General features: G+C 72.3%; 26 protein-coding genes and 1 pseudogene. 7 read left to right on the top strand and 20 right to left on the bottom strand.

All coding sequences use genetic code 11. The features are described from left to right. Nucleotides 1-158 precede the first annotated feature (158 nt). The 3 genes from AB0I71_RS12680 to AB0I71_RS12670 form a co-directional block, all read right to left on the bottom strand. Complete coding sequence (locus AB0I71_RS12680; protein WP_357583906.1) at nucleotides 159-1823, bottom strand: fumarate hydratase; 1665 nt, start codon at nucleotides 1821-1823, stop codon at nucleotides 159-161. Between the two features lie 215 nt (nucleotides 1824-2038). Then, nucleotides 2039-3475 (bottom strand): PQQ-binding-like beta-propeller repeat protein, encoded by a 1437-nt coding sequence (locus AB0I71_RS12675; protein ID WP_357583904.1) that lies wholly within the window; start codon nucleotides 3473-3475, stop codon nucleotides 2039-2041. A 108-nt stretch (nucleotides 3476-3583) separates the two neighbouring features. Then, complete coding sequence (locus tag AB0I71_RS12670; RefSeq protein WP_357584266.1) at nucleotides 3584-4873, bottom strand: MFS transporter; 1290 nt, start codon at nucleotides 4871-4873, stop codon at nucleotides 3584-3586. An 81-nt stretch (nucleotides 4874-4954) separates the two neighbouring features. On the opposite strand from AB0I71_RS12670, the gene AB0I71_RS12665 reads away from it, so the two are divergent. Next, nucleotides 4955-5941 (top strand): helix-turn-helix domain-containing protein, encoded by a 987-nt coding sequence (locus tag AB0I71_RS12665; RefSeq protein ID WP_357583901.1) that lies wholly within the window; start codon nucleotides 4955-4957, stop codon nucleotides 5939-5941. A gap of 6 nt (nucleotides 5942-5947) precedes the next feature. On the opposite strand, the gene AB0I71_RS12660 is transcribed toward AB0I71_RS12665, so the two are convergent. After that, on the bottom strand, nucleotides 5948-6433 hold the full coding sequence (locus tag AB0I71_RS12660; protein WP_357583899.1) for an Lrp/AsnC family transcriptional regulator: 486 nt from the start codon (nucleotides 6431-6433) through the stop codon (nucleotides 5948-5950). Between the two features lie 142 nt (nucleotides 6434-6575). Here AB0I71_RS12660 and hppD point away from each other — a divergent pair, with 142 nt between their 5' ends. Genes hppD through hisC form a run of 4 tightly spaced genes read left to right on the top strand, consistent with a single transcriptional unit; the run spans nucleotide 6576 to nucleotide 10627 of the window. After that, on the top strand, nucleotides 6576-7781 hold the full coding sequence (gene hppD, locus AB0I71_RS12655) for a 4-hydroxyphenylpyruvate dioxygenase (protein WP_357583897.1): 1206 nt from the start codon (nucleotides 6576-6578) through the stop codon (nucleotides 7779-7781). 11 nt (nucleotides 7782-7792) lie between these two features. Beyond that, nucleotides 7793-8536, top strand: coding sequence for an RDD family protein (locus tag AB0I71_RS12650; protein ID WP_357583895.1), 744 nt, complete (start codon nucleotides 7793-7795; stop codon nucleotides 8534-8536). Nucleotides 8537-8558: 22 nt separating this feature from the next. Next, nucleotides 8559-9527: an RDD family protein gene (locus AB0I71_RS12645; protein WP_357583893.1), complete on the top strand. Its 969-nt coding sequence runs from the start codon at nucleotides 8559-8561 to the stop codon at nucleotides 9525-9527. After that, nucleotides 9524-10627 (top strand): histidinol-phosphate transaminase, encoded by a 1104-nt coding sequence (gene hisC, locus AB0I71_RS12640; protein ID WP_357583891.1) that lies wholly within the window; start codon nucleotides 9524-9526, stop codon nucleotides 10625-10627. Before AB0I71_RS12645 ends, hisC begins: the two co-directional genes overlap by 4 nt. 60 nt (nucleotides 10628-10687) lie before the next feature. On the opposite strand, the gene AB0I71_RS12635 is transcribed toward hisC, so the two are convergent. From AB0I71_RS12635 to AB0I71_RS12600, 8 genes are all read right to left on the bottom strand, one after another. Next, entirely contained in the window at nucleotides 10688-11554 is an 867-nt protein-coding gene (locus tag AB0I71_RS12635; RefSeq protein ID WP_357583888.1) for a hypothetical protein, read from the bottom strand. Nucleotides 11555-11804: 250 nt separating this feature from the next. Continuing rightward, entirely contained in the window at nucleotides 11805-12347 is a 543-nt protein-coding gene (locus tag AB0I71_RS12630; protein WP_357583886.1) for a hypothetical protein, read from the bottom strand. Between the two features lie 59 nt (nucleotides 12348-12406). Then, nucleotides 12407-12943 (bottom strand): hypothetical protein, encoded by a 537-nt coding sequence (locus AB0I71_RS12625; RefSeq protein WP_357583884.1) that lies wholly within the window; start codon nucleotides 12941-12943, stop codon nucleotides 12407-12409. 57 nt (nucleotides 12944-13000) lie between these two features. After that, complete coding sequence (locus AB0I71_RS12620) at nucleotides 13001-14248, bottom strand: PQQ-binding-like beta-propeller repeat protein (RefSeq protein ID WP_357583882.1); 1248 nt, start codon at nucleotides 14246-14248, stop codon at nucleotides 13001-13003. Between the two features lie 100 nt (nucleotides 14249-14348). Further along, nucleotides 14349-14819, bottom strand: coding sequence for an SRPBCC family protein (locus AB0I71_RS12615; RefSeq protein WP_357583880.1), 471 nt, complete (start codon nucleotides 14817-14819; stop codon nucleotides 14349-14351). 90 nt (nucleotides 14820-14909) lie between these two features. Next, complete coding sequence (locus tag AB0I71_RS12610; protein WP_357584264.1) at nucleotides 14910-15119, bottom strand: DUF397 domain-containing protein; 210 nt, start codon at nucleotides 15117-15119, stop codon at nucleotides 14910-14912. A gap of 174 nt (nucleotides 15120-15293) precedes the next feature. After that, nucleotides 15294-16490 (bottom strand): fumarylacetoacetase, encoded by a 1197-nt coding sequence (fahA, locus tag AB0I71_RS12605; RefSeq protein ID WP_357583878.1) that lies wholly within the window; start codon nucleotides 16488-16490, stop codon nucleotides 15294-15296. Nucleotides 16491-16533: 43 nt separating this feature from the next. Further along, nucleotides 16534-17400, bottom strand: a complete 867-nt coding sequence (locus tag AB0I71_RS12600; RefSeq protein ID WP_357583876.1) for a hypothetical protein — start codon at nucleotides 17398-17400, stop codon at nucleotides 16534-16536. A gap of 79 nt (nucleotides 17401-17479) precedes the next feature. On the opposite strand from AB0I71_RS12600, the gene AB0I71_RS12595 reads away from it, so the two are divergent. Beyond that, complete coding sequence (locus AB0I71_RS12595; RefSeq protein ID WP_357583874.1) at nucleotides 17480-18646, top strand: homogentisate 1,2-dioxygenase domain-containing protein; 1167 nt, start codon at nucleotides 17480-17482, stop codon at nucleotides 18644-18646. A gap of 726 nt (nucleotides 18647-19372) precedes the next feature. Here AB0I71_RS12595 and AB0I71_RS12590 read toward each other — a convergent pair. The 4 genes and pseudogenes from AB0I71_RS12590 to AB0I71_RS12575 all read right to left on the bottom strand — a co-directional run. Beyond that, nucleotides 19373-20014: pseudogene (locus AB0I71_RS12590) on the bottom strand (tetratricopeptide repeat protein); the annotation flags it as partial. A 10-nt stretch (nucleotides 20015-20024) separates the two neighbouring features. After that, a complete protein-coding gene (gene ispF, locus AB0I71_RS12585; protein WP_357584262.1) occupies nucleotides 20025-20510 on the bottom strand; it encodes a 2-C-methyl-D-erythritol 2,4-cyclodiphosphate synthase in 486 nt (161 codons plus the stop codon). Nucleotides 20511-20523: 13 nt separating this feature from the next. Then, nucleotides 20524-21219: a 2-C-methyl-D-erythritol 4-phosphate cytidylyltransferase gene (ispD, locus tag AB0I71_RS12580; protein ID WP_357583872.1), complete on the bottom strand. Its 696-nt coding sequence runs from the start codon at nucleotides 21217-21219 to the stop codon at nucleotides 20524-20526. Between the two features lie 54 nt (nucleotides 21220-21273). Next, entirely contained in the window at nucleotides 21274-21759 is a 486-nt protein-coding gene (locus AB0I71_RS12575; RefSeq protein ID WP_007073334.1) for a CarD family transcriptional regulator, read from the bottom strand. Nucleotides 21760-22132: 373 nt separating this feature from the next. On the opposite strand from AB0I71_RS12575, the gene AB0I71_RS12570 reads away from it, so the two are divergent. Beyond that, entirely contained in the window at nucleotides 22133-22801 is a 669-nt protein-coding gene (locus AB0I71_RS12570) for a hypothetical protein (protein WP_357583870.1), read from the top strand. 29 nt (nucleotides 22802-22830) lie between these two features. On the opposite strand, the gene AB0I71_RS12565 is transcribed toward AB0I71_RS12570, so the two are convergent. The 4 genes from AB0I71_RS12565 to AB0I71_RS12550 form a co-directional block, all read right to left on the bottom strand. Further along, nucleotides 22831-23436, bottom strand: coding sequence for a hypothetical protein (locus AB0I71_RS12565; RefSeq protein WP_357583868.1), 606 nt, complete (start codon nucleotides 23434-23436; stop codon nucleotides 22831-22833). 27 nt (nucleotides 23437-23463) lie between these two features. Further along, nucleotides 23464-24513, bottom strand: coding sequence for a type III polyketide synthase (locus AB0I71_RS12560; RefSeq protein ID WP_357583866.1), 1050 nt, complete (start codon nucleotides 24511-24513; stop codon nucleotides 23464-23466). 74 nt (nucleotides 24514-24587) lie between these two features. Next, nucleotides 24588-25760 (bottom strand): acyl-CoA dehydrogenase family protein, encoded by a 1173-nt coding sequence (locus AB0I71_RS12555; protein WP_357583864.1) that lies wholly within the window; start codon nucleotides 25758-25760, stop codon nucleotides 24588-24590. A gap of 47 nt (nucleotides 25761-25807) precedes the next feature. Continuing rightward, nucleotides 25808-26545 carry a methyltransferase domain-containing protein gene (locus AB0I71_RS12550; RefSeq protein ID WP_357583862.1) on the bottom strand — a complete coding sequence of 246 codons (738 nt, stop codon included), beginning with the start codon at nucleotides 26543-26545 and terminating at the stop codon, nucleotides 25808-25810. Nucleotides 26546-26662 lie beyond the last annotated feature (117 nt).

The following is a 26662-nucleotide window of genomic DNA, read 5'->3' as shown; positions in this document are numbered from 1 at the left end:
CAGAGTAGCCCGACCGTCACAGTACGCCCATCAATTTGATAGCGCTCTGAGAGAGGTTCGACAGCGCCGGGGCGGAGACTTCTGTCGGTTGTCGGTCTCGACATCCGACGGGGGCGGTGCGCCTGTCCACGAATGCGGACAGGCGCACCGATGTTCGCTCAGGAACGGCCGATGGTGAGGACCGGCTTGGTGACCTCGGCGAAGAAGTCGTTGCCCTTGTCGTCGACGACGATGAAGGCCGGGAAGTCCTCCACCTCGATCTTCCAGACCGCCTCCATGCCCAGCTCCGCGTACTCCAGAACCTCGACGTGCTTGATGCAGTCCTGGGCCAGGCGGGCGGCGGGACCGCCGATCGAACCGAGGTAGAAGCCGCCGTGCTGCTCGCAGGAGCGGGTCACCTGCGCCGACCGGTTGCCCTTGGCCAGCATCACCATCGACCCGCCGGCGGCCTGGAACTTCTCCACATAGGCGTCCATCCGACCGGCCGTGGTCGGGCCGAACGAGCCCGAGGCGTAGCCCTCCGGGGTCTTCGCCGGGCCGGCGTAGTAGACGGCGTGGTCGCGGAGGTACTGCGGCATCGGCTCGCCCGCGTCCAGCCGCTCTGCGATCTTCGCGTGGGCGATGTCCCGGGCGACCACGAGCGGGCCGCTCAGCGACAACCGGGTCTTGACCGGGTACTTGGACAACTCGGCGCGGATCTCGTCCATCGGTCGGTTGAGGTCGACGCGGACCACCTCGGTGGCGTCCAGCTGCGCCTCGGTGATGTCGGGCAGGTAGCGGGCCGGGTCGGTTTCGAGTCGCTCCAGCCATACGCCCGACGGGGTGATCTTGGCAACCGCCTGCCGGTCGGCCGAGCAGGAGACGGCGATCGCCACCGGGCAGGACGCGCCGTGCCGGGGCAGTCGCACCACCCGGACGTCGTGGCAGAAGTAGCGCCCGCCGAACTGCGCGCCGATGCCGAAGTTGCGGGTCAGCTCCAGCACCTCGGCCTCCAGCTCCAGGTCCCGGAAGCCGTGCGCGGTCATCGAACCGGAGGTGGGCAGGGCGTCGAGGTACTTGGCGGAGGCGTACTTGGCGGTCTTGAGGGCGTACTCTGCGCTGGTGCCGCCGATCACCACCGCCAGGTGGTAGGGCGGGCAGGCGGAGGTGCCGATCAGCCGCAGCTTCTCCTCCAGGAACTGCATCATCCGCGTCGGGTTCAGCAGTGCCTTCGTCTCCTGGTAGAGGTACGACTTGTTGGCCGAGCCACCGCCCTTGGCCATGAAGAGGAACTTGTAGGCGTCCGGGTGGCCGTCCGGGTCCTCGGCGTACAGCTCGACCTGCGCGGGCAGGTTGCTGCCGGTGTTGCGTTCCTCCCACATGGTGAGCGGGGCGAGTTGCGAGTAGCGCAGGTTCAACCGGGTGTACGCCTGCCACACGCCGCGCGAGATCGCTTCGGCGTCGGACCCGTCGGTGAGCACGTGCCGGCCCCGCTTGCCCATCACGATCGCGGTGCCGGTGTCCTGGCACATCGGCAGCACTCCGCCCGCGGCGATGTTGGCGTTGCGCAGCAGGTCCAGCGCGACGAACCGGTCGTTCGGGGAGGCTGCCGGGTCATCGATGATCGACCGTAGCTGGGCGAGGTGCGCCGGACGCAGGAAGTGCGCGATGTCGTGCATCGCCTCGGCGGTGAGCGCGGTGAGCGCGGCCGGCTCGACGGTCAGGAACCGGCGGCCGCCCGGACCGTTGACCACGTCGACGCCCTCGTCGGTGACCAGGCGGTACTCCGTCTGGTCCGGACCGGTCGGCAGCAGCGGGGCGTACGCGAAGTCGGCACCGCTCATGACGGCACTCCGGTCCGCCGCGTGCCGCCATGAGGCACCACCGCAGTGGGCTGATGATTCGCTCGCTGCCGCTTGCTCACGACGGCACTCCGCTTCGCTCCGTGCCGCCGTGAGGCACCACCGCTCTGCGCCGATGATTCGCTCGCTGCCGCTCGCTCATGACGGCAAAGCCTAGGGCAGAAGGTTCGGTCCGTCCCACCCGCCGGGGGGCGCGATCATTTACCGGGGTCAGGGGCGGCGCAGAGCTCGTTCTTCGGACCGCAACTGTCCTGTGGCTGCGGTACCGCCCCGCTGCCGGCGGGCCCGGGGTTGGCCCCGTCGGCGTCGCCCGGCGCTCCGCCGGCCGTCGCGCCGAAGCGGACGTACCCGATCTCCCGCCCCTCCCCGATCACCATGCCGGCGGGTCCGACGGCGAGGGCGTTCGCCGAGGTACGAAGCACGGCCAGTTCCCGCCCGGTCCGCCTGTCGAGGGCAAGCAGCCGGTTGGGCTTCTCGTCGGTGACGATCGCCGCGTACGGGGTGAGGGCGGCACCCGCCTTCTTCCCGGCCGGCCGGTTCCACCGGGTGCGGTCGGCACCGAGTTCGCGGGCCGAGACGGCTGCGCCGTCGGCGGTGCGCACCAGCGCGTACCTGTCGTCCACCGCGAGCACCCGTTCCGCGTCGGCGGTGACCAGCAGCAGCCGCCCGTCGTACCCGTCGAGGACCGCCTCCCGGCCGTCCGGCGAAACGCCGAGCAACACGTTCCGGGCACCGTACGGGTCCTCCCGCTGCACACAACCGGCACTGTCGGCGGTGCGGAGGTTGAGTCCCGTCTGCTGCCACGCCTCCTGACCGGTGACCGAGTCCCGACCGGAGATGCCGTAGTAGCAGCTGCCGTCCTGCGAACGGGCGGTGATACGCAGCAGCCGCCCGCCGATCACGGCGAGCCGCTCCTCCCGGCCGGGCTCGACGTTCTGGAGCACCCGGCCGGTAGCGGTGTCCACCACGTGCACCCGGCCGTCGACCGGGAACCCGAGCAGCGGCGGTACCGCCTCCGGGCCGGCCACCTCGCCGTCGATCCGGGTACTGGTGAGCCGCCGACTGTCGAGCAGATTCGGGTTGTCGGCGAGCAGGCCGGTGCTGACCCCGGGCAGGAAGGCGGTCCACAGCGGAGCGGTGCCGCGCGGGTCCCAGGCACTCAGCGTGCAGTCGGTGGCCTCCACACAGCGCGCGTCCAGCAGCAGGTTGCGGTACGTCCAGACGGCCACCGCGTCGTCGTCGCGGCGTCGGGTCACCCCGGTGGTGGGGTCGAGCACCTCGTACCCCTTGACCAGCAGCTTGCCCACGACGACCACGGCTTCCGGCCCGCCGCCCGTCACCGCGCTCCAGTCGGCCTTGCGTTCCCAGAGCTGCGTGCCGGTGGCCAGGCTGCGGGCCTCGACCCGGGTGCGCTGCTCGATCACGACGCTCTCCCCGGCGATGGTGACGCTGCGCGGGGTGCCGCCGATGCGCTGCTGCCAGACCACGTCCGGCTGGGAGATCGGCTGGGGCCGGTTGACCCAGTCCCACATGGTGGGGAACGGGTTCCAGACTCCGGTAGCGGCCAGCACCACCACCGTGATCAGGCCGAGCAGCAGCCAGCTTCGTACGCCGAGGCCGCTCCCCTTCGCCACCGGAACACGGTAGCCATCCGCGCCGACCACCGCCCGCACCGGCCCGCGTGTCGCGCCAGGAAGATCGCGTGGGCGACTTCACCGGCCACCGCGCGGCCGGTGGTTGACTCAGCGGTCAGCGGACACCGCCGGACCCGGCGCGGCCGGGGTGGGATCCGCCGGCAGAGCCGGGGAACGCCGGCCACCGGGGGCGAGGACCGGCCACAGGACCAGCGTCGCGATGAGCGAGGCGGCTCCGGCGCCTGCCATCACCACACCCGGAGCGAGCACCTCGCTCAGCGCGCCGGCCCCGGCTGCGGCCAGCCCCTGCGCCGCCATCATGCCGGTGCTGACCAGGCCGAACGCCTGTCCCCGACGCGCCTCGGGGACCGCGTCGAGGAACCGTCGGGCCAGCCCGAGCTGGTAGGCGAAACCCCCGGCCGCCACCGCGAACAGGGCCGCTGCGGGCAGCAGCGCCGGTCGGGCCAGGAACGCCAGCATGGGTACGCCCAGCAGCAGCGCGAGCCACGGCGTCAAGCGTTCCCGCCGGGCCGGTGCCATGAACCGCCCCACCAACAGGTCGCCGACCAGCATGCCGCCCGCACCGGCCATCAGCAGGACACCGGCACTGGCACCCGGCCCCAGATCGGCCGCGTACGGCACCGCCACCCCCTCGGCGCCGACAAGCAGCGACCCGGGCAGCCACTGGGCGAGCAACAGCCCACGGATCCGGCGATCGGCCAGCAGCTGCCGGTTCACCCGCAGGGTCTCCCGGAACGCGCCGGCCCTCGGGCCGTCGACCACCCGTCCAGCGCGAGCCGGGCGGTGGGCGAGCCCGAACCGCACGAGCAACGCGGAGAGGCCACAGGTCGCCGCGGTCAGCCAGAGCGCGCCGTACGGCCCGACCAGGCTGAGCAGCAGGCCACCGACGGCGAACCCGGCCACCTGCGTGCCGCCGGCAGCCACGGTGAGCAGCGAACGACCCAGCACGTACGTGTCGCCACGCAGCATCTCGGGCAGCATGGCGCTCCGCGAGGCGCTGCTCACCGGGCCGAAGAGGGCCACCACGGCGACCAGGCCGAGCATCGCCGACGGGGACAACGCGCCCGTGGCGAGCACCACCACCATGGCCAGGCGCACCAGGTCGTAGCCGACGATCAGGGCGCGGCCCGGCCACCTGTCGGCCAGGGCCAGCAGGAACAGCCCACCGAGCGCGTGCGGCAGGAATCCGGTCACGTACGCGAGTGCGGCAAGCAGGCCGGAGCCGGTGCGCTCGTAGACGAGGACGGAGAGGGCCAGCATCTTCACCGTCTCGCCGATCATGAAGATCCCGTAGCTGGCGAAGAGCACCCGGAACTCGGCGACGGCGAAGACGTCCCGGAAGGTGGCCGGCCGGTCGGCCACCTTCGGCGTGCTCATGCTGGTGTTGTCCACGCCGGCCAGCCTGGTCGCCCGACCCGGGCCGCTCTATCCTTTCGCTTGTCAACGAAAGGTCGGGCGATGCGGATCGAGGTCACCCCGGCGGACGTGGCGGCCAGCCGGTACGCCATCTCGCCGCTGGGCGAGGCGGTCTGGGCGCTCCGCGTCCACGCCGGCCAACACGCCGTACCGGGGCTGGCCCCCTGGGTGACCCGCACCCGATCGGTGTTCGAGCGACTGCGCCGGGACCAGCCGGCGGTGGGTGCGCTGATGGCGCTGCTGCGCCGGGGTGGCTACAACGCCGACTTCATCCAGCCGCCGCCGGACGGCATCGGCCGCACCTTCGCCGACGAGCTGGCCGTGGTCCGGGCCACGCCGCTCGGGCAGGCCCGCGACGAGTTGGCCCGCAACCTCGTTGGACTGCGCACCCCGCCGGGGTACGCCCGCCGGATCTACGACTCGCCGGACGTCGTCAACCGGCTGGCCGACGCGATCGAGGCGTCCTGGGTGACCCTGGTGCAGCCGGACTGGCCGCGACTGCGGGCGGTGCTGGAACGGGACCTGGTGCATCGCGCCGGCCGCCTGCTCGCGTACGGCTGGGGGTCGGCCGTGGCGGACCTGGACCCGAGGCTGCGCTGGGTCTCCGGCGGCGGCCTCGGCGCGATCGAGGTGGCCGACCGCGACCCCCGCAGCTACTCGCTCGGCGGCCAAGGGTTGCTCTTCATCCCCACGGTCTTCGGCATGATGATCAATTACGTCGAGCCGCCGTGGCCGTTCGCGATCGTCTACCGGGCCTCCGGAGTGGCCGAACTGCTCGGGCCGCCCGACCCGGGTCGGCCCGAGGACGCGCTGGACCGGCTGGTCGGGCGGTCCCGTGCGGCGGTGCTGCGGGCACTCGCCCTGCCCGCCACGACCAGCCAACTCGTGGTGCAGCTCGGGATGAGCCTGGGCGGCGTCGGCGACCACCTGTCCGTGCTGCGCGACGCGGGCCTGATCACTCGGGTCCGGTCCGGCCGGTCCGTCCGCTACCGCCGTACCCCGCTCGGCGACGCGCTTGCGGAGAACTGATCGGGCTCACCGCACCGCCGAGCGCAGCAGCGGCAGGACCCGGTAGGGGATCTGCTCGGCGAGCGCGATGATCGTGGAGGCGCGGGTGATCCCCTCGTACGCCACGATCTGGTCGATCACCCGCTGGAGGTCGGTGTTCGAGCGGGCCACGATCCGGCAGAGCAGATCGCCCGAGCCGGTGATGGTGTGCGCTTCCAGCACCTCCGGGATCGCCGCCAGGTGGCGGGTGACCGGGTCGTGCCCGTGCCGCTGGCTGATCTCCAGGGTGACGAAGCTGGTCACCGTGAAGCCGAGCGCTGCCGGGCCGAGATCCGGCCCGAATCCGGCGATGACCCCCCGCCCCACCAGCTTGTCGAGTCGCGCCTGGACGGTCCCCCGGGCGACGTGGAGCCGGCGCGAGCACTCCAGCACGCCGATCCGGGGTTCCTCGGCGAGCAGCTCGATGAGTCGCACATCCAGCTCGTCGAGCTGGGCAATCTGACCAGTGTTCATGCGTGAACACCATACCGTTTGTGCAACCTGACCAGCGTAGGCGGAGAGGGTTGCCCAGTGCGCCAGGTCACCGCGATGCTCGGCACAGCAGCACACGATCCCGTCGGCCCACGAGGCCGGGCGGTACGCGAGGGAGGCCACCATGACCCAGGCGATCGACCGACCCCAGTCGACCGAGGAGGTGGACGTCGACGCCCTCGTCGGCGCCGTCGACCACGACACCAGCAAGGACCCGTTCCCGGTCAAGGGTCTCGACCACGTGCGTTTCCTGGTGGGCAACGCCAAGCAGGCCGCGCACTACTACTCCACCGCTTTCGGCATGACGTGTGTGGCGTACCGGGGTCCGGAGCAGGGCTACCGCGACCACGCCGAGTACGTGCTGACCAGCGGATCGGCGCGGTTCGTGCTCACCGGCGCGGTGCGCCCGGACGCCGACGGCGCCGAGCACGTCGCCCGGCACAGCGACGGCGTCAGCGACATCGCGCTGGAGGTGCCCGACGTCGACGCCGCGTACGCGCACGCCACCGCGCAGGGCGCGACCGGCCTGGTGGAGCCGCACGACGTGACCGACGGGCACGGCACGGTACGGCTGGCCGCCATCGCCACCTACGGCGACACCCGGCACACGCTCGTGGACCGGTCCCGCTACCAGGGCCCGTTCCTGCCCGGCTTCGCCGCCCGGGGTCCGATCGTGGACCGGCAGCCGATGATCGACGCCGGGATCCAGCCGAAGCGCTTCTTCCAGGCGGTCGACCACGTGGTCGGCAATGTCGAGCTGGGCCGGATGGACGAGTGGGTCGAGTTCTACCGCCGGGTCATGGGCTTCACGAACATGGCCGAGTTCATCGGCGACGACATCGCCACCGACTACTCGGCGCTGATGAGCAAGGTCGTCGCGAACGGCACCCGCAAGGTGAAGTTCCCGCTCAACGAGCCGGCCATCGCCAAGAAGAAGTCGCAGATCGACGAGTACCTGGAGTTCTACCAGGGCCCGGGTGCCCAGCACATCGCCGTGGCCACGAACGACATCCTGGCCAGCGTCGACGCGATGCGGGCGGCCGGCGTCGACTTCCTCGAAACCCCGGACTCGTACTACGACGACCCGGAGCTGCGCGCCCGGATCGGCGAGGTACGCGTACCGATCGAGGAACTCAAGTCCCGCAAGATCCTGGTCGACCGGGACGAGGACGGCTACCTGCTGCAGATCTTCACCAAGCCGGTGCAGGACCGCCCGACCGTCTTCTTCGAGCTGATCGAGCGGCACGGCTCGCTCGGCTTCGGCAAGGGCAACTTCAAGGCGCTCTTCGAGGCCATCGAGCGGGAGCAGGAAAAGCGCGGCAACCTGTAACACTGTCGAGCGTGACCCAGCCACCCGCGCACCCGGCACCGCCGGCCGGCGAGCCCCCGGCCGGCGGTGCCGCGCCACCCGCCGGCCCGCCCCAGGTTCCGGCACAGTGGGCCCCACCCGTCCAGCCGCCGCCCGGACAGCCGGGTCCGCAGGGGTACGCGTCCCAGCCGCCCTGGCCGGTGGGACCGCCTCCGCCCGGTTGGGCTGCCGGGCCGCCACCGCCGGTGCTGGGGCCGGGCGGGCAGCCGCTGGCGAGCTTCGGTGACCGGCTGCTGGCGTACCTGATCGACACGGCGATCGCGACCGGAGTCCTGATGGTGCTCTTCCTACCGGTCTTCCTGGTCTTCTGGTTGCGGATACTCTCCACGCTCAACTGGACCAACCCGGACGGCACGCCCGCCGAGCCGGACCTGGCCACCCTGTTCAGCGATCTGGTGTTGCCGATGCTCGTGCTACAGGCCGGGCTGATCGTGCTGATGCTGGGGCTGTACTGGCTCTATCACGTCGAATACCTGAAGCGGACCGGGCAGACCCTCGGCAAGAAAATTATGAATCTGCGCGTGGTCTCCCTCGACCCGACCCGCACCCTGGACCGCCGGATGGCCGGTAAGCGGTACCTCGTGCAGTTCGTCGGCGGGTCTCTGGTGCCCGGTGGCAGTTACGTCGACGGCCTCTGGCAGTTGTGGGACAAGCCCTGGCAGCAGTGCCTCCACGACAAGTTCGCCGGGACCGTCGTCGTTAAGGTGTCGAGGTGAACGAGCGCAGCGAGGCCGTGACGTGAGCGTGGCACCCGGCTGGTACGTCGACCCCGCCGACCCGGAAACCCGCAGGTACTGGGATGGCGAGGGCTGGATCGGCGCGCCCATCCCGGTTGACGTCACCCCACCCGAGGGCCCACCCGAGCCCGAGCCCGAACCGGCACCGGAGCCCACCTCACCGGCGCCCGCCTGGGCACCGCCCGCCGCCGACCTGCCCTCCGGCGGCACCCCGCCGGCCACCTGGCCACAAGGCCCGCCGACCGGACAGCCGGGCGGCGGAACGCCACCGGGTTGGCCTGGCGGTCAGCAGCCGCCGGGCGCACCGCCGGCCTGGCCCGCAGGTGACCCGCAGCAGGGGCCGCCGCCCGGTTGGCCGTACCCGACCTGGCCCGGGCGCCCGCCGGCACCCCGGCCGCACGGGATGCCGCTGGCCTCGTTCGGCGCCCGGCTGGGCGCCCGGCTCATCGACTTCGGCGTCGTCTTCGCACTCAACGCCCTGGTCAACGGCTGGTTCGTCTGGCGCTACCTCCAGGAACTCTCCGCACCACTCGACGAGTTCTGGCGTCGGGTGCAGGACCAGGACCGCACCACCGACCCGCTGCCCGCCGCCGGCGACCAGGCCGGCGCGTTGGTCGTGACGATCCTGCTCATCGCCACCTCGCTCTGGCTGGCGTACGAGGTCCCGTCGATGGCCGCCAGCGGGCAGACCTTCGGCAAGCGGCTGCTGCGCGTCAGGGCGGTGCCGGTCGAGGCGGACACGCCGCTGGGCTTCGGTCGGGCACTGCGCCGGTGGAACACCCTCGGCCTGCCCACGCTGCTCTGGTACTGCTGCGGGCTCGGCCTGCTGCTCCAGCTGATCGACGCCCTCTCACCGCTCTTCGACCATCCGCTACGGCAGGCGCTGCACGACAAGCGGGCGCAGACCGTGGTGGTTCAGCTTCCGCGTACCCCCGACGACCGCGCCAACCCCCCGGGAGAGACCCCATGACCGACGACGGACGACACCAGGCGGCGGTACGGCTGACCCGCGCCGACCTGGACGCGCTGCCCAACTACGTACCCGGCCGCAGCCCGGCCGACCTGGCCCGTGAGCTGGGCCTGCCCGAGGCCATCAAGCTGGCCAGCAACGAGGTGCCGTACGGCCCGCTGCCCGGTGTGGTGGAGGCGGTCGCCGAGGCCGTCGCCGGGGTGCACCGCTACCCGGACATGGGCGTCGTGGCGCTCCGCCAGGCGCTCGCCGAACGGTACGGGGTGGACGCCGATCGGGTGGCGACCGGCTGCGGCTCGGTGGCGCTGGCCGAGCACCTGGTGCGCGCCACCTGCCTGCCCGGCGACGAACTCGTCTACTCATGGCGCTCGTTCGAGGCGTACCCGATCATCGCGGCGACCAGCGGCGCGACAAGCATCAAGGTGCCGAACGACGCCGGGCACGGGCATGACCTGACGGCGATGGCCGCGGCGGTGACCGACCGCACCCGGATGATCCTGGTCTGCAACCCCAACAACCCGACGGGCACCGCGGTACGCCGCGCCGAGCTGGAGCGCTTCCTCGACGCCGTACCGGACGACGTGCTTGTGGTGATCGACGAGGCCTACCGCGAGTTCGTCACCGACCCGGAGGTGCCGGACGGGTTGAGCTTCGCCGACCGGCCGAACGTGGCGGTGCTGCGCACCCTTTCCAAGGCGTGGGGTCTGGCCGGCCTGCGGATCGGCTTCCTGGTCGCGCAGCCGCAGGTGGCAGCGGCGGTACGCAAGGTCGTCACGCCGTTCTCCACGAGCATGGCCGCCCAGGCGGGCGCGTTGGCCGCGCTCGCCCAGGCCGACGAGGTGCGTCGGCGGTGTGCGCTCGTGGTGGCCGAACGCGAACGTGTCAGCGAGGCCGTCAGCAAGCTCGTTCCCGGCGTCCCGGCCAGCCAGTCGAACTTCGTCTGGCTGCCGCTGGGCGACCGGTCGGTGGAGTTCGGCAAGGCGTGCGAGTCGCGGGGCGTGATCGTCCGCCCGTTCCCCGGCGACGGGGTACGGATCACCATCGGCACGCCGGCCGAGAACGACGCGTTCCTGGCGGCCGCCGAGGAAGCACTGGGCTGAACCAGGCCCGGGCCGTACCGGGCCGGTCCACCATCCCCCAGCGGACCGGCCCGGAGTCTCCTACCCCTGCGGCACCGGCTCCCGCTGCTGTGCCCGCCGCCGGTACGCGAAGCCGAACAGCACCGCCAGCACCAGCCCCGAGGCGACCAGCCCGCCGGCCAACACCGCGCTCGACCGGTCGGCGTTGGCTGACGCCGGGACTGTCGCGCCGCCGAAGCTCACCGTGCCGCTGGCGCTGCGCTTGGTCCAGCCGCTGGCCAGGTCGAGCTTCGCCGACCAGGGCCCGTCCGGCAGGCGACGATCCAGCACGACCCGGACGGTGGTACTGCCGCCCAGGGGCAGCGTCGCCGCCTCGACCCGGACCGGATCGGTGGAGAGACCGCCCGGCCCGTCGGTGAGCCGGAGTTCGCCGGCCAGGTCGAGGGCCCGTTGGCCGGTGTTGCGCACCTCGGTCGTCACCACCGGCGTGCCGTCGGACTCGCGGAGGCCGGTCAGCGGCCCGATCTCGAAGCCGGACGGCGGCTCACCACCCGGACCCACCGACAGGTAGACCCGGATACCCGCCCGACCCACGTTGCGGATCTGCTGGCCGTCCGTGCCGGAGATCTCGGCCCATACGACGGCGTACCGCTCGCCGGCCTCGGCATCGCGCGGCACCCGGATGGTGACAAGCGCCTCCGCCTCCTCACCCGCGGCGAGCGCCTCCTCGCCGGGCTCCACCCGGATCCAGCTGCTCAGCTCGTTCTCGGTCCGGTCCGGCGCGATGACGAAACCCTTCTCCGTCACCGCTGCCGCCGCGGCGTAGAGGGCGAGCTTGCGCTGGACCTCCGAGGAGTTCTCCACCACGATGCGTCGCTTGATCGTGGTGCCGGGCTTGACGTGGTCCACGATGTACTTGTGCGCCCGGGTGTCGTCGCGGCGGTTCACCGGCGCGTCGAGCAGGCGAACCCCGACCGAGACGGCCGGGCCGCTGGGGCTCGGCGACGCGCTGCCGCTCGGCTTCGGCGATCTGGATCGGCCGTCCCTACGGTCCGCCGCCGGTAGGTCGACGACATCGGGCGGCGCCGGTTCAGCGCGTACCACCGCTTGGGGCACCGGCACCGCCCCAGGTGCGGCCGACGCCGGCGCCCCGGCGGTGACCAGGACGGTCACGGCCAGGGCGAGGGCGCTGACGCGGTCATGCCACCGAATGGGTGATCACCCCCGTGTAGGTGCCGCCGACCGCGCCGCCCGGAATGGTGATCCGGATGTCCGGGGCCCAGGTCGCGGAGTTGTTGCCGGAACCGGAGGTCTTGGAGAAGGCGACCCGCGGCACGTTCAGGGTCACCGCGTCGGCCTGGGTCGGCTGGCCGGGCACGAAGGTGCCGGTACCGGTCGTGGAGATCGCCCCGCCGGACCAGTACTCGACCAGGTTCGGCAGGATCGTCTCCTCCGGCGTACCAGTGCCGGTGGTGAAGGCGGTGCTTGTCACAGTGGTCGTCCAGGTGGCGTTGAGCGCCGCCCGGCTGTCGGTGACCGTGACGTTGCCGATCTCGCCAGTGATCGTGGAGCCGGAGAACACGGCCCCGAGGTTCACCGACGGTGGGACGGTGATGTCCAGGTTGGCGGTGGAGACCGTGAAGGTCACGATGGTGTCGCCGGACGGTGCGGCGGCGGCGGGGGCCGCCAGGGCCACCACGGTGGCCGCGGCGGCGGTCAGGGTAAGAAGTGGCTTCCTCATGCCGACGACGCTAAAGCGGACAGTCGGAACCAGTGGCATATTCTTGGACAAACACTCCATTAGGCGACAGAGTGGGTAATTGTCCCGCGATACACGCCCCCGATGATCCCGTTCGGCACCACGATTCGGACGCTCGGGTTCCAGGCGACCCGGTTGTTGCCGTTGCCGGAGGTCTTCCGGAACGCCTCCCGGGTCACGTTCAGGGCCACCGCCTGCGCCTGGGTGGGTTGGCCGGGCACCAGCGTGCCGCCGCCGGTGCTCTGCACGGCCGGCCCCGACCAGTAGAAGACCGAGGCGTTGGAGATGGTCCGCTGCGGCCCACCCGCGCCGGTGGTGAAGATGGTGGCGGAGACGGTCGCCACCCAGAGGTTCGGGTTGACCGGGCCACGAACGTCGGTGACCTCGACCCGGCCCAGCGATCCGATAAGCACGCCGCCGGTGAAGGCGGTGCCGAGGTTGACTGTCGCCGGCACGGTGATGTCGACCCCCTCGGTCTTGGCCAGCCGCACGGTCCGCCCGGTCGGGCCGGCGGCCTCCGCCGGAGGGGCGGCGACAAAGACGACGATCACGCCCATCAGGGCTACCAAGAGACGCACAGTGGGACTATAAGTAACTTATGTCCGTTTTGTCGAGTAGACCACGCGCCTCTGCCGTCAAGTCGCGGCAATGATCAATGATTCGGCGGTGAGGTAGTACCGCTGGTCGTCGCCGTCGGGGTCGACAGGCCGGCGCAGCCGCTCCACCACCACGTACCCGTCGGCTGCGTACGCGTCACCCGGCGCCCATCCGGTGCCGTCGGAGCCGATGTCGAGGACGAACCCGGACAGTCGCGCACCGGTGGCCGGGTCCAGCGTGACCAGTTCGTTCGCCTCGGTCAGCACATGCACCCGGCCGGGTTGGACGGCGATCACCCGGCCCGGGCCGACCTCGACCCGCCAGCGTTGCCCGCCGTCGGGGACGGCCCGGCCGACGAGCACTCCACCGACAATGCCCACAGCCGTCTCGTCGACAAGGTCGGTACCCGGGCCGTCCAGCGCCGGCGTCTCGATCGGCTCGTCCGGGCCGAGCAGCCAACCCCGAGCGGACCCGTCCCCGGGCCCTGCGGTCCGCAGCGCGGCGCAGCCGACGCCGCCCGGCTCGCAGCCGATCAACGTGGCCGTCAGCTCGTCATCGGCACCCGGCGGTCGCCACCTGGTCGTCACCACGCCTGTCGCGACGTCCCGGAACTCGACAACGGCCGGCCCGTCGCACCCGTCCACGGTCAACAGCCGCCCGCCGGGGCCGATGCCGAGCGGCTCACGACAGTCGGAATCCACGGCCGCCCGCCACAGTTGCCCACCGTCGGCAAGGTCGACCGCCCGGATCTCACCGTCGCCGGAGGTGACCACCACGGGACGGCCGTCGGCGGTGCCGCTCACCGAGAGCCCGCTCGGCCGCCACACCACGGCCGTGCCGGTGCGTCGCGCCGCACGCTCGGACGCCGGCTCCGGCCCGTCCGCCCGCCACGTGACCCGACCGGTACGCGCGTCGAGCGCCACCAACTGCCCGTCCGACCAGCGGCTCACCACTGTCGTCCCGCTGGCCACCACCGCGTCCAGGCTCGCCGGCCAGCGCCGGAAGGACCAGTACGGGGTGCGCCGGCTGCGGCCGTCTACCGGCTGGTCGGCGTACACCTGCCGAGGCGCGGCGTACACCCGCAGCCGCCCGTCGACGATCAGCGGAGCGACCGGCAGGCGCCCTGTCACCCCGGCGGCCGGCACGCTCCGCGCCGGGTAGTCGTCCCGGGCGGGGGTGCTCACCTCGGCCGGCGCCAGGACCCGGTACGCGATGACCCCGACCGTCGCGGCGACAGCCACCGCCGTCACCGCAGCCACGATCCGCCGCCGACCTGCCCACCCCATGCCGCACCTCCGCACGGCACCCTACCCAGCCGCCTCCGGGCCCGCCCCCGCCCCCGGAACCGCCACCCGCCCGTCACCGGGTGAGGTGGGCCCGCCCCCTTCAGACGACTTCGGCGTGCCGGGCGCTGGTTGCCGCAGCCAGCACGGCGAGGTCCTGCCGCAGCACCTGCTCGGCCGCTCGCACAGCCAGGCCACCTAGCACCAACGCCAGAGCCCGACCAGCGGGTGCCGCCGGCTGGGCTCGCACCGTCACCGTCACCGAGGCGTGTTGCCGTCCGCGACGACGGACGTCGCGTAGCGTCCAGGTGATCCGGTAGTCGAAACCCGCGCCGGGCGAGCCGAGGACCAGCCGCCGGGGCGGCTCGGCGGCCAGCACGACGAACTCCTCGGCCACCGTGCCGCCGTCCGGTCGGGTCCGGGTCTCGCGCCAGGACGTACCCGGACCGAACGTTCCCGGAGTCAGCAGTTGCGGCGACCGGCCGCCAGACCTGGGCCGGGACAGGTCGGTGAGCACCCGCCACAGCTCGGCCGCGGATGCCGCGACCAATCCGGTGACCGCAACAGTCGACATGCCACCTCCCGTGGCACCGACGGTACGCGGCGTGAGCGTGGCTCGGGGTCCCCGAGCGGAGAATCCCCCCGCCGGAGACCCCTGCGGGCATCAGCCGACGAACCGGCCGGCCCGGATCGCGTCGACGAATGCTGTCCAGCCCGGCGGGCTCACGACAAGCACCGGTCCGGCCTGGTCCTTCGAGTCACGGATGCCCACCACACCGTGGACACGGGCCAGATTGTCGGCCACCTCCACGCAGAGACCCTGGTCGTTGGAGCGGCTGCTGGTGCGCCAGACCGCGTCCACGAGATCGCGCATCGTCGTCATCTCCCTCAGTTTCGACGTTCCGCCAGCCGAGGCCGGGCCGACCGGAAAGGGGGGCACCGGCCGGCCCGACGCGGCGTGGCGACGGAATTCCGAGGCGATCAACGAAGACGGTGACGGTCCTTGATCGCACCCGCTGTGCGATCAAGGACAGGTGTCGGGTTCAGGTCAGTACGACGGCAGGATGGTGCCCGTCACCTCGCCAAACGTGAGGGTGGTGCCGTCCGGACCGGGTGCGGTGGCGGTGATCGTCACCGTGTCACCGTCGGCGAGGAAGGTGCGTTCGGTCCCGCCCACGGTGACCGGCTCGGTACCGCCCCAGCTGAGTTCCAGGAACGAGCCGACCTGGTCGCGTCGGGGGCCGGAGACGGTGCCGGAGGCGTAGAGGTCGCCGGTGCGCAGCGAGGCGCCGTTGACGGTGAGGTGCGCCAACTGCTGGGCCGGTGTCCAGTACATGCCGGCGAAGGGCGGCTCGCTTACCGGCTCCCCGTTCCAGAGCACCGTCAGCCGCAGGTCCAGCCCCAGGTGCGGCTCGTCCCGCAGGTAGTCGGCCACCGGCGGATCCTGCTCCGGGCCGGCCACGAACGCGTGCCGCAACGCGTCCAGCGGGGTGACCCAGGCGGCGACCGAGGTGGCGAACGACTTGCCCAGGAACGGCCCGAGCGGCTGGTACTCCCAGGCCTGGATGTCCCGCGCCGACCAGTCGTTCACCAGCACGACGCCGAAGACGTGGTCGGCGAAGTCGGCGGCGGCCACCCGGCGGCCGAGCGGGCTCGGTACGCCGACCACGAACCCGACCTCGGCCTCGATGTCCAGGCGGGCCGACGGGCCGAAGGTCGGCCCCTCCGAGCTGGGCCGCTGCCCCTGTGGTCGGACCACCGGGGTGCCGGACACCACCACCGTGCCGGCCCGGCCGTGGTAGCCGATCGGCAGGTGTTTCCAGTTCGGCAGCAGCGGCGGCTGGCCGGGACGGAAGATCAGGCCGACGTTCGACGCGTGGTGTTCCGAGGAGTAGAAGTCGACGTAGTCGGCGACCTCGAAGGGCAGTTCCATCCGCACCTGCGCCAGCGGCACCAGCAGCGGCTCCACCGCCGCCCGATGCGTCGGGTCGGCGAGCAGCTCGGTGATCCGATCCCGCACCGCGGTCCACTGCGGCCGACCCAGCGCCAGGAACGCGTTGAGCGTCGGCCTGCGCAGCGCCCCGCCGGCCAGCACCAGCTCGGCGGCCTCCGCCCCGGCCAGGTCCAGCACCAGGTCTCCGACGCGTACGCCGATGCGCGGCTCGCCGTCGCCCACCCGGAACACCCCGTACGGCAGATGGTGTACGCCGTACCCGGAACCCGCCACACCCGGAACCCAGCTCATGCCGGCCCTCCGCTTCGCTCCGCGCCGCCGCGCTGACGCTCGCTCATGCTTCGAAGCCTCCGTTCACCAGCCCGAGCCGGATCAGATCGGTAAGTGGTTCCACGATGCTGCACGACCCGAACCCCACCCACAGCGGGCGCGCCGAGTCGTGCCGACCGTCGACCGCCTGCACCAGCGGCCGCTCGTCGCGGACGGTGAGCAGTTCGGCGACGGCACCGACGGATGCCCCGTCGGCGGCGGCCAGGGTCGCGGCGAGCACGTTGCCGAAGCCGTGGTGGGTGAAGCCGGTCTCCGGGTCCACGTGCCGCACCGCGTGGTGCAGCCCGGCGGTCAGTTTGAACGGCAGTGCCCGGTCCCGGCAGGCGCAGATCACCGCGGCCAGCTCGGCAGGTGTGGGGAAGAGCTCGGCGGCCAGCCCGCCGGTACGGAACTTGGCGGCGACCGGGACTCCGCCCGCGCGTGCGTCGGCGAGGGCGTCCAGTGCCCCCATCAGCCCGAAGGTGAGCGGGATCTCCGCGTAGACGGGGACGCCGTCCAGCCGCTCGGCGAGCTTCACCAGCTCGGCCAGTCCAGGTTGCGAATCCTCACCCCGGCGGGCGACCGACGCCTCGATCTGCCGTGCCGTCACCCCGAGCGGCGGCAGGAACGACAGCGCGAAGGGCAGCCGGTCGAGTCCGGTGTCACCGATCAGCCCGATCGCGAGGTTCTCTCCCGGGTCGACCAGGCCGCTCAGCCCACCCGCCATGATCGTCGAGGCGGGCAGCAGCAACGGGCCGACCAGGTCCGCGTACCACGCGGTGCGGTGCCGCCGGTGGCCGCCGACGGCGTCGGGCAGCGACGCGCTGCCCGGCGGAAAGACTGCGGCGTCGTCGACCAGGCCAGCGACAAGAGTGGGCAGCTGCGTTGACACGAGACAAGAATGTACGGGACGCTTCAAGAAGCGGACAACAGCGTCCGATTATCGGACGCAGAGCGGACCGGGAGGCGAGATGCCGTACTACCGCAGCGTCGGCGAGCTGCCACGCAAGCGCCACACCCAGTTCCGGCAGCCGGACGGCAGCCTCTACACCGAGGAACTGATGGGCCAGGAGGGCTTCTCGTCGGACTCCTCCCTGCTCTACCACCGGTACGCCCCGACCGCGATCGTCGCCGCCGAGGAGTTCGTCCCGCCGGCCCTGACCCGGATGCCCAACCTGCCGCTCAAGCCCCGGCATCTGCGCACCCACAAGCTCGACGGGACCGGCGCGGACCCGGTCCTCGGCCGCCGGTACCTGCTCGCCAACGACGACGTGCGGATCGCCTACGTGCTGGCCGACCGCCCCTCCCCGCTGTTCCGCGACGCCACCGGTGACCACTGCCTCTACGTCGAGGCGGGCACCCTGCGGGTCGAATCGACGTTCGGCGTACTCGACGCGGTGCCCGGCGACTACGTGATCATCCCGACCTCGACGGTGCACCGGCTGGTACCCACCGGGGACACCCCGACCCGACTGCTCGCCGTGGAGGCGTCCGGGCACATCGGGCCGCCCAAGCGCTACCTCTCCGTACGCGGACAGTTCCTGGAACACTCGCCGTACTGCGAGCGCGACGTCCGGGGGCCGGACGCCCCGCTGCTTGTCGACGGCACCGACGTCGAGGTGCTGGTCCGCCACCGGCGCGGTTGGACCCGGCACGTCTACGCCAACCACCCGTTCGACGTGGTCGGCTGGGACGGGCACCTCTACCCCTGGGCCTTCTCCATCCACGACTTCGAGCCGATCACCGGCCGGATCCACCAGCCGCCACCTGCGCACCAGACCTTCGCCGGCCCGAACTTCGTGATCTGCTCGTTCGTCCCCCGCAAGGTCGACTACCACCCGGACGCCATTCCGGTGCCCTATCACCACCACAACGTCGACTCCGACGAGATGCTCTTCTACACCGGGGGCAACTACGAGGCACGGCGCGGCTCCGGCATCGAGCAGGGCTCCATCTCGCTGCACCCGTCCGGCTTCACCCACGGACCGCAGCCAGGCGCGGCGGAACGCTCCATCGGCGTGGACTTCTTCGACGAACTGGCGGTCATGGTCGACACCTTCCGCCCGCTCGACCTCTGCGACGCGGCTGCCGAGTGCGAAGACGACGGGTACGCCTGGACCTGGGCCCGCCGCCCCTAGGGCGCGTGGTGGCGCAGCCCGGCGGCCGACCGTGACGAGCCACGGTGTTGTCGGTCAGGCCACCGGCCTACCGACGATCGCCAGCCGGGCGGCGGTGGCGATCGCGATGGCCAGGACCAGCGGCCACGGGCTGCCGAGCAGGGCGTAGAGCAGGATCAGCACGGGTGCGGCGGCAGCGGCGTACACGGCCAGGGCGAGCGGACGGTCGGTACGCCGCAGCACGGGCAGCACGGTCCTGGTCAGCCCGGGCAGCCGGGAGGCGTGCTGCCGGAGCACGATGCCACCGCCAACAGCCGCCACCACCGCCAGCAGCCGGGAGAATCCGGACCCGGTCGCGGTCGAACAGGCGACCACGATGGCGGCGACCACCGACCATCCGGCTCCCCACAGCACGAACTGCCGCAGCGCCGCCGGCACCGGCTGGCGTGCGACGACCGGCCCGGTACCGACCTGCTCCGGCCAGGCCGGCCAGGCTTCGCCCCGCCCGGCCTGCTCCGGGTCTCCGGCACGGTCCGATGCCGGCCCGCCGGCGGGCATGTCTCCGCCCTGAACCGGCCAGCTCGGACGTTCCTCCGGCCCGGCGGCGCGACGGTCGGCGTCGAGGTTGCCCGCGCCCGGCCGGCCGGGCTGGTCCGGAGCGGCTCCCGCGCGGTTCGGATCGTCGCTGACCTCGTCCAGCCGGTTCGATTCATCGGGCACCTCGTCGGTGCGGCGCGGGTCGGTCGGCGGCAGGTTCGCCACCGCCGCTTCGGCCAGTCGCTCCAGCGCGGCGCTCCACCGCCGCTGCTCCAGCCGCAGCACCCCGACGTCGTCGCCCGCCTCCGCGAGCCGTGGGTCCAGCCGCAGCGCCTCCCGGTAGGCCCGCTCCGCCAGGTCGTACATCCGCATGTTGGCCGCGACCAGACCCAGCACCAGGTGGCCCTGCGGCTCTTCGGGGGCCAGTTCCACCCCGCGCCAGGCCGCGTTCAACGCCGGCTGGCCGTTGCGGGAGCCGGCCAGGATCGCCGCCGCACTGCGCTGGGCGTACGCGTCCTCCGGCCCCAGGGCCAGGATCTCGTCGGCGGTACGGGCGGCCTCGGCGTACCGTTCGAGGTCGCCGAGGGCCAGCCCACGAGCGACAAGCGGGGGCACCTGCCCCGGTGCGGCGGACACCGCCGTCTCGGCGGCGGCGAGCGCCTCGACCGGCCGGCCGGCGGCCAGCTGCACCCGGGCCAGCATTGTCGACACCGTGGCGTCGGCCGGGTCGAGGGCCGACGCGAAGCCCAGCTCGGCCACTGCCTCGTCGTAACGGCCCAGCTCGGCGAGGAGCGTGGCGCGTTCGAGGTAGCCGTCGGCGGCGGGCGGGTCGGTGGGGACGTCGTGGGACATCGCGGCGAGCCTAGGCGCTCGGCTGCTCGTACACCAGGGCGACCGCGATCCCGGCGAGCCCCTCCCCGCGCCCGGTGAAGCCCAGGCCGTCGGTGGTGGCGGCGGAGACGGTGACCGGCGCGCCCACGGCTTCCGACAGCACCCGCTGGGCCTCGTCCCGACGCGGGCCGATCTTCGGGCGGATCCCCACCACCTGCACTGACACGTTACCGATGGCGAAACCGGCGGAGCGTACCCGGCGGGCCGACTCGGTGAGCAGGGCCACCCCGCTCGCCCCGGCCCATTCGGGCTGCCCCACCCCGAAGTTGGCCCCGAGATCGCCCAGGCCGGCGGCGGAGAGCAGCGCGTTGCAGGCGGCGTGGGCGGCCACATCCGCGTCCGAGTGCCCGGCCAGCCCGTCCTGCTCCGGCCAGTGCAGCCCGGCCACCCAGCAGGGCCGGCCCGCCTCGAAGGCGTGCACGTCGGTCCCGATGGCAACCCGAGGAACGATCATGATTCGAGGGTACGCGCTAGCGCCCGGTCGCCAGCAGATGCTCGGCCAGCGCCAGGTCGAACGGCCTGGTGATCTTCAGAGCGTGCTCCGAACCGGGCACGCAGTGCACCGGTACGCCCTGCTTCTCCACCAGGCCGGCGTCGTCGGTGAGGGCGTCGGCGGCAGCGGCGTGTGCGGCGGTCAGCACCGCCCGGCGGAAGCCCTGGGGCGTCTGGACGGCGCGCAACGCGGCCCGGTCGACGGTGCCGAGCACCATCTCGTCCGCGTCGACCTCCTTGATCGTGTCGACGACCGGCAGCACCGGGATCACCGCGTCATGGCCCGCCCGGACCGCGGCGGCCACCGACTCGACAAGTGCAGGCGGGGTGAGCGCACGGGCCGCGTCGTGCACCAGCACGATCTCGGGACCGGCGGGTACCGCGGCCAGCGCGGCGGCCACCGAGGCCTGCCGTTGCGCACCACCGGGCACCACCGTCACCGGGGCGATCGGCGCGAGCAGGGCACGCACGGCCGCGACCTCCGCGAACGGTGCGGCCACCACGATGCTGTGCACCGAGGCGGCCACGGCCAACCGGCGTACCGCGTGCACCAGCAGCGGTTCACCGGCCAGCAGCCGCAGCGCTTTCGGGCGACCGGGCCCGAGGCGTACGCCGGCACCGGCCGCAGGCACGAGGACCGCGACGTCACCGCACGGATTGAGCTGCGCGGTCACGTCGCGGTCCTCGGGTTTGTTCGCTACGAATCGGGTACGACGATGCTGTGCGGACTAGGCCTCGGTCAGCACCTTGTCGAGCAGCGTCTCCGCCTCGTCCTTGGTGCTCTTCTCGGCCAGCGCGACCTCGCCGACCAGAATGTCACGGGCCTTGGCGAGCATCCGCTTCTCGCCCGCGGACAGCCCTCGCTCCCGCTCGCGACGCCACAGGTCGCGGACGACCTCGGCCACCTTCAGCGGGTTGCCGGAAGCCAGCTTCTCCAGATTTGCCTTGTAACGCCGCGACCAGTTGGTCGGCTCCTCGGTGTGCGGAGCCCGGAGAACGTCGAAGACCTTACCGAGGCCCTCTTCGCCCACCACCTCGCGCACACCCACGATCTCGGCGTTCTCGGCCGGTACCCGGACCGTCAGGTCACCCTGCGCGACCCTCAGGACGAGGTACTGCTTGGGCTCGCCCTTGATGACCCGAGTCTCGATTGCCTCGATGAGTGCGGCCCCGTGGTGGGGGTAAACAACGGTCTCGCCGACACTGAAAACCATAGGTTCGAAACCCCTTTCGCTGTGTCTAGGGTAACACGCTCAGGCACCGATGTCTCACCGCTGTCCTGACCGTTGGCGCAGCTCAGGGGCCCTGTGAGAGGTATTTCTTCGGCTTGACAGACCATCCAGACGATGATTCGAACACGTTGAGTAACCTAGGGATGACCCCCCGGACATCACCGCCGTGGACGTGAAGATCCGGGAGAGCAAGCGCCGAGGCCCTGCAACACACCCGCTGGAGATCAAGGGCTACGCACCCGTTCCATGGTATCCCGCCGCAGCGCGACGCGGGCAGCGGTAGCGGTACCCGGCCCGGTGCGGGACGCTGGAGGGGTGCCGCGTCCGCGCACCCGTGAGGTTCCAGGGGGTCGTAATGGGCAAGGCTGACGCCGATGGTCCCGGGCTGCCCGACCTGCCGCCGGAGTGGGGCCGGGTGGTCATCCCGGACGACCTGGCGGCCCTGGCCGACGAGGCCGAACAGGTCCGTCGCGAGCTGCGGCGGACGGCGGGCCACCGTCGCTGGCGCCCGCCCGCCGGACCGGTGATCGTACTGGTCGTCGCGGTGCTGACCACCATCGCCGGTCTGGCCGCCGTCACCTGGTCCAGGGCCGGTCGGACCGGACCGAGCACCAGCACGCCAGATCCGGCACCAGCACAGCTGACCGGACGCCCGCTGCCCGCGCTCGACCTGGTTGACGCCGGGCAGTCGCCGGTACCGCTACGCGGACTGCTGCCGGTCGTGGTGCTGCTGGTGGACGGCTGCGCCTGCCCGGAACAGGTCGCCGAAGCGGCTACCGCGGCGCCGCCGGGGGTGACAGTGGTCACCGTGGCGGGCACCCGGCCACGGGCGGCACCGCCCGGTGCCCAGGTCCGGACCCTGGCCGATCCGGCCGGCGGGCTGCGTGCCTTCCTGCACGTACCGGCCAGCCAGGACGGCGTGACCGCCCTGCTCGCCGACCGCACCGGCCGGATCACCCTGATGGTGCCCGAGGTCGCCTCGATCACCGACCACCGTGCCGAACTCTCCCGGCTGGCCGACTGACCGCCCCGTGGGAAACGACCGGCAGTCGCTCAGCGCAGGGCGATCAACCGGGCCTCGACCTGGACCGGCTGCGACCCGGCGGGCGAGAACGACAACCGCGCCGGAGCGCCGGTGCCGGTGAGCTCCATCATGACCAGCCCACCGTCGCAGGCCACTGTCATCGGGGCCGCTGACCGCGCCCCGCTGACGGCGATCAGCAACTCACCGGGACCGGTACAGCTGAGGCGCAACAGGTGTCGCTCGCCGGAGCCCATCCGGGTCTGCCGGACGACCGCCCCACCGGAACTCAGCCTCACCTGCTCGGTCCACACCAGCTCGGCCCCGCTGGTGCGGGTACCGCCCGGTCGGGTGGTGCCAACAGGGTCCACGGGCCCGCCACTGGCCCCCACCACCGCACCGGTGTGCGCGTCGACAAGCAGGGTGGCCGTGGCGCCGGGATGCTCGCGCACGATCTCGCCGGTGACCTGATTCTCGCGCCAGTACGTGGCAGCCGACGACCCGCCCGGCGCGACATCGCCTCCGCTGGGCACCTCCGGTGCCTGTACCCGCCACCACCAGCCACCGAGGATCAGCGCCGCCACACCGACGGCAGCCAGCAGTGCTCCGCGCAGCCGATGGGTGACATCGACGTCCATACCTGAAGAGTAGCTCCGCCCGAGAGGTCAGTCGTGGCGTTCCAGCAGGGCGGCGTAGAGAGTCAGGCCAGGCCCGAAGGCCAACATCACCACCCGGCGCGGTGCCGGTGCCGACCGGAACAGACGGTCGAGGATCAACAGCACCGTCGGGGAGGAACAGTTCCCGTGCTCGTTGAGCGTCTCCCGGGAGGCCGCCAACGCCGTGGGCGCCAGCTCCAGCTCACGTTCCACCACGTTGAGGATGCGTGGGCCGCCCGGGTGCACGGCCCAGCCGTCCACCTCCGACCGGCGGGTGCCGTGCCGGGCCAGCACCTCGTCGACCAGACCCCGGACGTGCCTCGACAGCACCTGCGGCACCTTCGGTGACAGCCCCATCCGGAAACCGGTGTCGGTCACCTCCCAGGTCATGTGGTCGGCGGTGGAGGTGTCGGTCACCGAGGCGACCTCACGCACGGCGTACCCCCGACCGCCGGGCACGACCACAGCGGCCACCGCGGCGTCGGAGAAGAGCGCGTGGGAGACGATCTGCTGGGTGTCCATCCGGGCCGAGGCGGGCTGTAGGTGCAGGCTGGTCAGCTCGGCGCAGAGCAGCAGCGCGGGACGGCCCCGCGCGGTGACGAAGTCACCCACCGCACCCAACCCCGGCAGGGCCGCATAACAACCCATGTGACCGACGAACATCCGCTGGGTCGTCGCGGCCATGCCCAGGTCCCGGGCGAGCAGGATGTCCAGCCCCGGGGTGGCGTACCCGGTGCAGGAGCAGACGACGAAGAGGCCGACGTCGCGGGCGTCCAGCCCGGCGGCGGTCAACGCCCGGCCGACCGCCTCCTTACCCAGCGGCAACGCCTCGACCTGGTAGCGGAGCATCCGGCGCTCGGTCGGCCAGTCGGAGACGTCCTCAAGCAACGGGTTGACCGCCGCCTGCCGCCGGGTCACCCCCGAGTGCGCGAAGATCCGCTCGGCCAGCGCGCGGGTGGAGCCGGAGAAATGCTGGGAGAAGAACTTCTCCCACAGCTCCTGCTGGTCAGCCGAGGGCGGATGGGCCGTGCCCAGGCCCGCGATCACCGGTACGGACACGGTCCCACCTTCCTCTCGCAAGCTCACATCTCACGCTGACCAGCCGCCCGGGCTCGCCTGCTCGTCCCTCACGCTCACCAACGAGGAGCCGATCCGTCACGGTCCGGGTCACCGCCGAGTGTGGCGATGCCGAGCCAGTCGGCACAGACATCTGAGGTGGCCGGGTGCAGCGACCCGCACCGCGCGTCGCGGTACAGGCGCTCCAGCGGATGACCCCGTCGGGTGGCGGAGGTGCCGGCCGCCTCCAGCATGGACGCGGCCACGTCCGCCGCCGTGGTGCCGGCCAGCAGCTTCGCCCGCCACACCCACCTGTTGGTCTCCTCGTCGCCCGGTGCCTCGTCCACCCGTCGGGCCGCCTCGGCGACCACCAGCTCCGCCGCCGCCACCGCGGCGTCGGCGCGACCCAGCCGGGCGCGTACCGCCGGCAGCCCGGAGAGGTTCCGGGCGTTCAGGTGTTCCGCGGCGGCGTCGATCGCCGCCCGGGCCACCCCCACGTAGACGGCCGCGTAGCTCGCCACCAGCCAGTGCGGCATGAGCTGGGCCACCACCAGGGCCAGCCCTTCGACCCCGCCGAGCAGCCGGTCGGTCCCGACGGTCACGTCGAGGTGCAGGTCGTGCGAGGCGGTGGCGCGCATGCCCAGGGCGTCCCAGGTCGGCTCGACGGTGAGACCCTCGCCGGCCGGGACCAGGAACTGCGAGACCACCGACGGGTCGGCGGCGCTGCGCGCAGCCACCAGGTAGCCGTCGGCGTGACCGGCACCGGAGCAGAAGGTCTTGCTGCCCTTGATCCGCCAGCCGCCGTCGACCGGCTCGTAGACCGTCGCGAGCTGCGACAGCCGGGCACCCGCGCCCCGCTCGCTCATCGCGACCGCGTACCACGCCCCCTCGGCCGCCGCCCGCAACAGTCGGTCGCGGGCGGCCAGCGCCTCCGCCGGTACGCCGAGCGCCTCGGCCAGTTCCTCGGTGACCGCGCCGAGCGCCCCGGTGACCGAAGCGTGCATGTTGAACACCAACGCGGTGGCGCCGTTGCCCCGGGCCAGCTCGGTGGCGACGGCCGCGTACCCCGCGAAGGTGGCACCGGCACCACCGAGCTCGGCCGGGACCATCAGCCCGAACAGTCCCGCCTCGCGCAGGTCGGAGAAGTCGTCGACGGGAAACGAGCCGTCCCGGTCGTGCGTGGCGGCCCGCGCCGCCAGTCGGGGCGCCAGCCGCCGGGCCGCCGCCGGCGCTCCACTGCGCTCGGTCATGGATGGAACCCCCTCTTCGGCCATTTCCATACCCTCACCTGGATCAGCTATCCGTCGCGTACCCCGTGGCCCTGGTAGAGCACCGCCCTCGACCCGGTCGGCACGATGCGCGGCGCCTGAGCGGCAGGCGTCGCGGCGCCCCTCGCCTGCCGCAGCAGCCACCGCAGCAGCCCCGGTACGCCTGGCCGGACACCACGCACCCGCAGGTCGACGCCGTGCCGGGCGCACTCCGCGACCAACTCGCGATCGTCCACGAACAACCGAGGATCGTGGATACCGCGCGGCACTGTCGGCAGTCGTTCGGCGATCCGGACAGCGACCAGCCGGGCCAGCGCGGTGTCGTTGAGGGTGTCCAGCACCAGCAGGCCGCCGGGGCGCAGCAGGCGACACGCCTCGGCCACCGCCGCACGCCAGTCCGGGACGTGTTCCAGCAGCTCGCCGGCGGCGACCACATCGGCGCAGCCGGCCGCGAGCGGCACCGCCGTGGCGTCGCCGTTGACAACTGTCACGCCGTGCGCCGCGGCCTGGGCCAGCGCCGAGCGGGTGAGGTCCACCCCCACGTGTCGGTAACCCTTACCGGCCAGGTGCGGGGCGAGCAGCCCGGCCCCGCAGCCCAGGTCGACCAGGAGCGCACCGGGTCGCGCCGCCGGAGGCACCAGCGCGGCCCGCGCCCGGGCCAGCCAGTGCAGCATGGCGAACACGCCATCCGGCCGCCACCATTCGTCCGCCAGGTCGTCGTACTGGCGCGGGTCATTGCGGGGCAGCACGAGGCCAGCGTCACGCATGGCAACGAGCGTGGCACGACTCCCCGGTAACGACCAGACTTCCGTTATGTCGTCGACGGTGTTAGGGCTGGTCAGAGCGAGCCATCCGGAACCAACCGCGGCGGTCACCACAGTGGC

This window comes from Micromonospora sp. NPDC049891, from assembly GCF_040660295.1.
Taxonomy (GTDB): Bacteria; Actinomycetota; Actinomycetes; order Mycobacteriales; family Micromonosporaceae; genus Micromonospora.
This window is presented reverse-complemented; position numbering and strand designations above follow the sequence as displayed.

Excerpts from the sequence above, each read along its gene's own strand:
- AB0I71_RS12575 (WP_007073334.1), bottom strand. The coding sequence starts at position 21,759 with ATGGTTTTCAGTGTCGGCGAGACCGTTGTTTACCCCCACCACGGGGCC.
- AB0I71_RS12670 (WP_357584266.1), bottom strand. The coding sequence starts at position 4,873 with ATGAGCACGCCGAAGGTGGCCGACCGGCCGGCCACCTTCCGGGACGTC.
- AB0I71_RS12610 (WP_357584264.1), bottom strand. The coding sequence starts at position 15,119 with ATGCGCGATCTCGTGGACGCGGTCTGGCGCACCAGCAGCCGCTCCAAC.
- fahA (WP_357583878.1), bottom strand. The coding sequence starts at position 16,490 with ATGAGCTGGGTTCCGGGTGTGGCGGGTTCCGGGTACGGCGTACACCAT.
- AB0I71_RS12565 (WP_357583868.1), bottom strand. The coding sequence starts at position 23,436 with ATGGACGTCGATGTCACCCATCGGCTGCGCGGAGCACTGCTGGCTGCC.
- AB0I71_RS12555 (WP_357583864.1), bottom strand. The coding sequence starts at position 25,760 with ATGACCGAGCGCAGTGGAGCGCCGGCGGCGGCCCGGCGGCTGGCGCCC.
- AB0I71_RS12680 (WP_357583906.1), bottom strand. The coding sequence starts at position 1,823 with ATGAGCGGTGCCGACTTCGCGTACGCCCCGCTGCTGCCGACCGGTCCG.
- AB0I71_RS12630 (WP_357583886.1), bottom strand. The coding sequence starts at position 12,347 with ATGAGGAAGCCACTTCTTACCCTGACCGCCGCCGCGGCCACCGTGGTG.
- AB0I71_RS12550 (WP_357583862.1), bottom strand. The coding sequence starts at position 26,545 with ATGCGTGACGCTGGCCTCGTGCTGCCCCGCAATGACCCGCGCCAGTAC.
- hisC (WP_357583891.1), top strand. The coding sequence starts at position 9,524 with ATGACCGACGACGGACGACACCAGGCGGCGGTACGGCTGACCCGCGCC.
- AB0I71_RS12595 (WP_357583874.1), top strand. The coding sequence starts at position 17,480 with ATGCCGTACTACCGCAGCGTCGGCGAGCTGCCACGCAAGCGCCACACC.
- AB0I71_RS12615 (WP_357583880.1), bottom strand. The coding sequence starts at position 14,819 with ATGTCGACTGTTGCGGTCACCGGATTGGTCGCGGCATCCGCGGCCGAG.
- AB0I71_RS12660 (WP_357583899.1), bottom strand. The coding sequence starts at position 6,433 with ATGAACACTGGTCAGATTGCCCAGCTCGACGAGCTGGATGTGCGACTC.
- AB0I71_RS12620 (WP_357583882.1), bottom strand. The coding sequence starts at position 14,248 with ATGGGGTGGGCAGGTCGGCGGCGGATCGTGGCTGCGGTGACGGCGGTG.
- AB0I71_RS12665 (WP_357583901.1), top strand. The coding sequence starts at position 4,955 with ATGCGGATCGAGGTCACCCCGGCGGACGTGGCGGCCAGCCGGTACGCC.
- hppD (WP_357583897.1), top strand. The coding sequence starts at position 6,576 with ATGACCCAGGCGATCGACCGACCCCAGTCGACCGAGGAGGTGGACGTC.
- AB0I71_RS12570 (WP_357583870.1), top strand. The coding sequence starts at position 22,133 with ATGGGCAAGGCTGACGCCGATGGTCCCGGGCTGCCCGACCTGCCGCCG.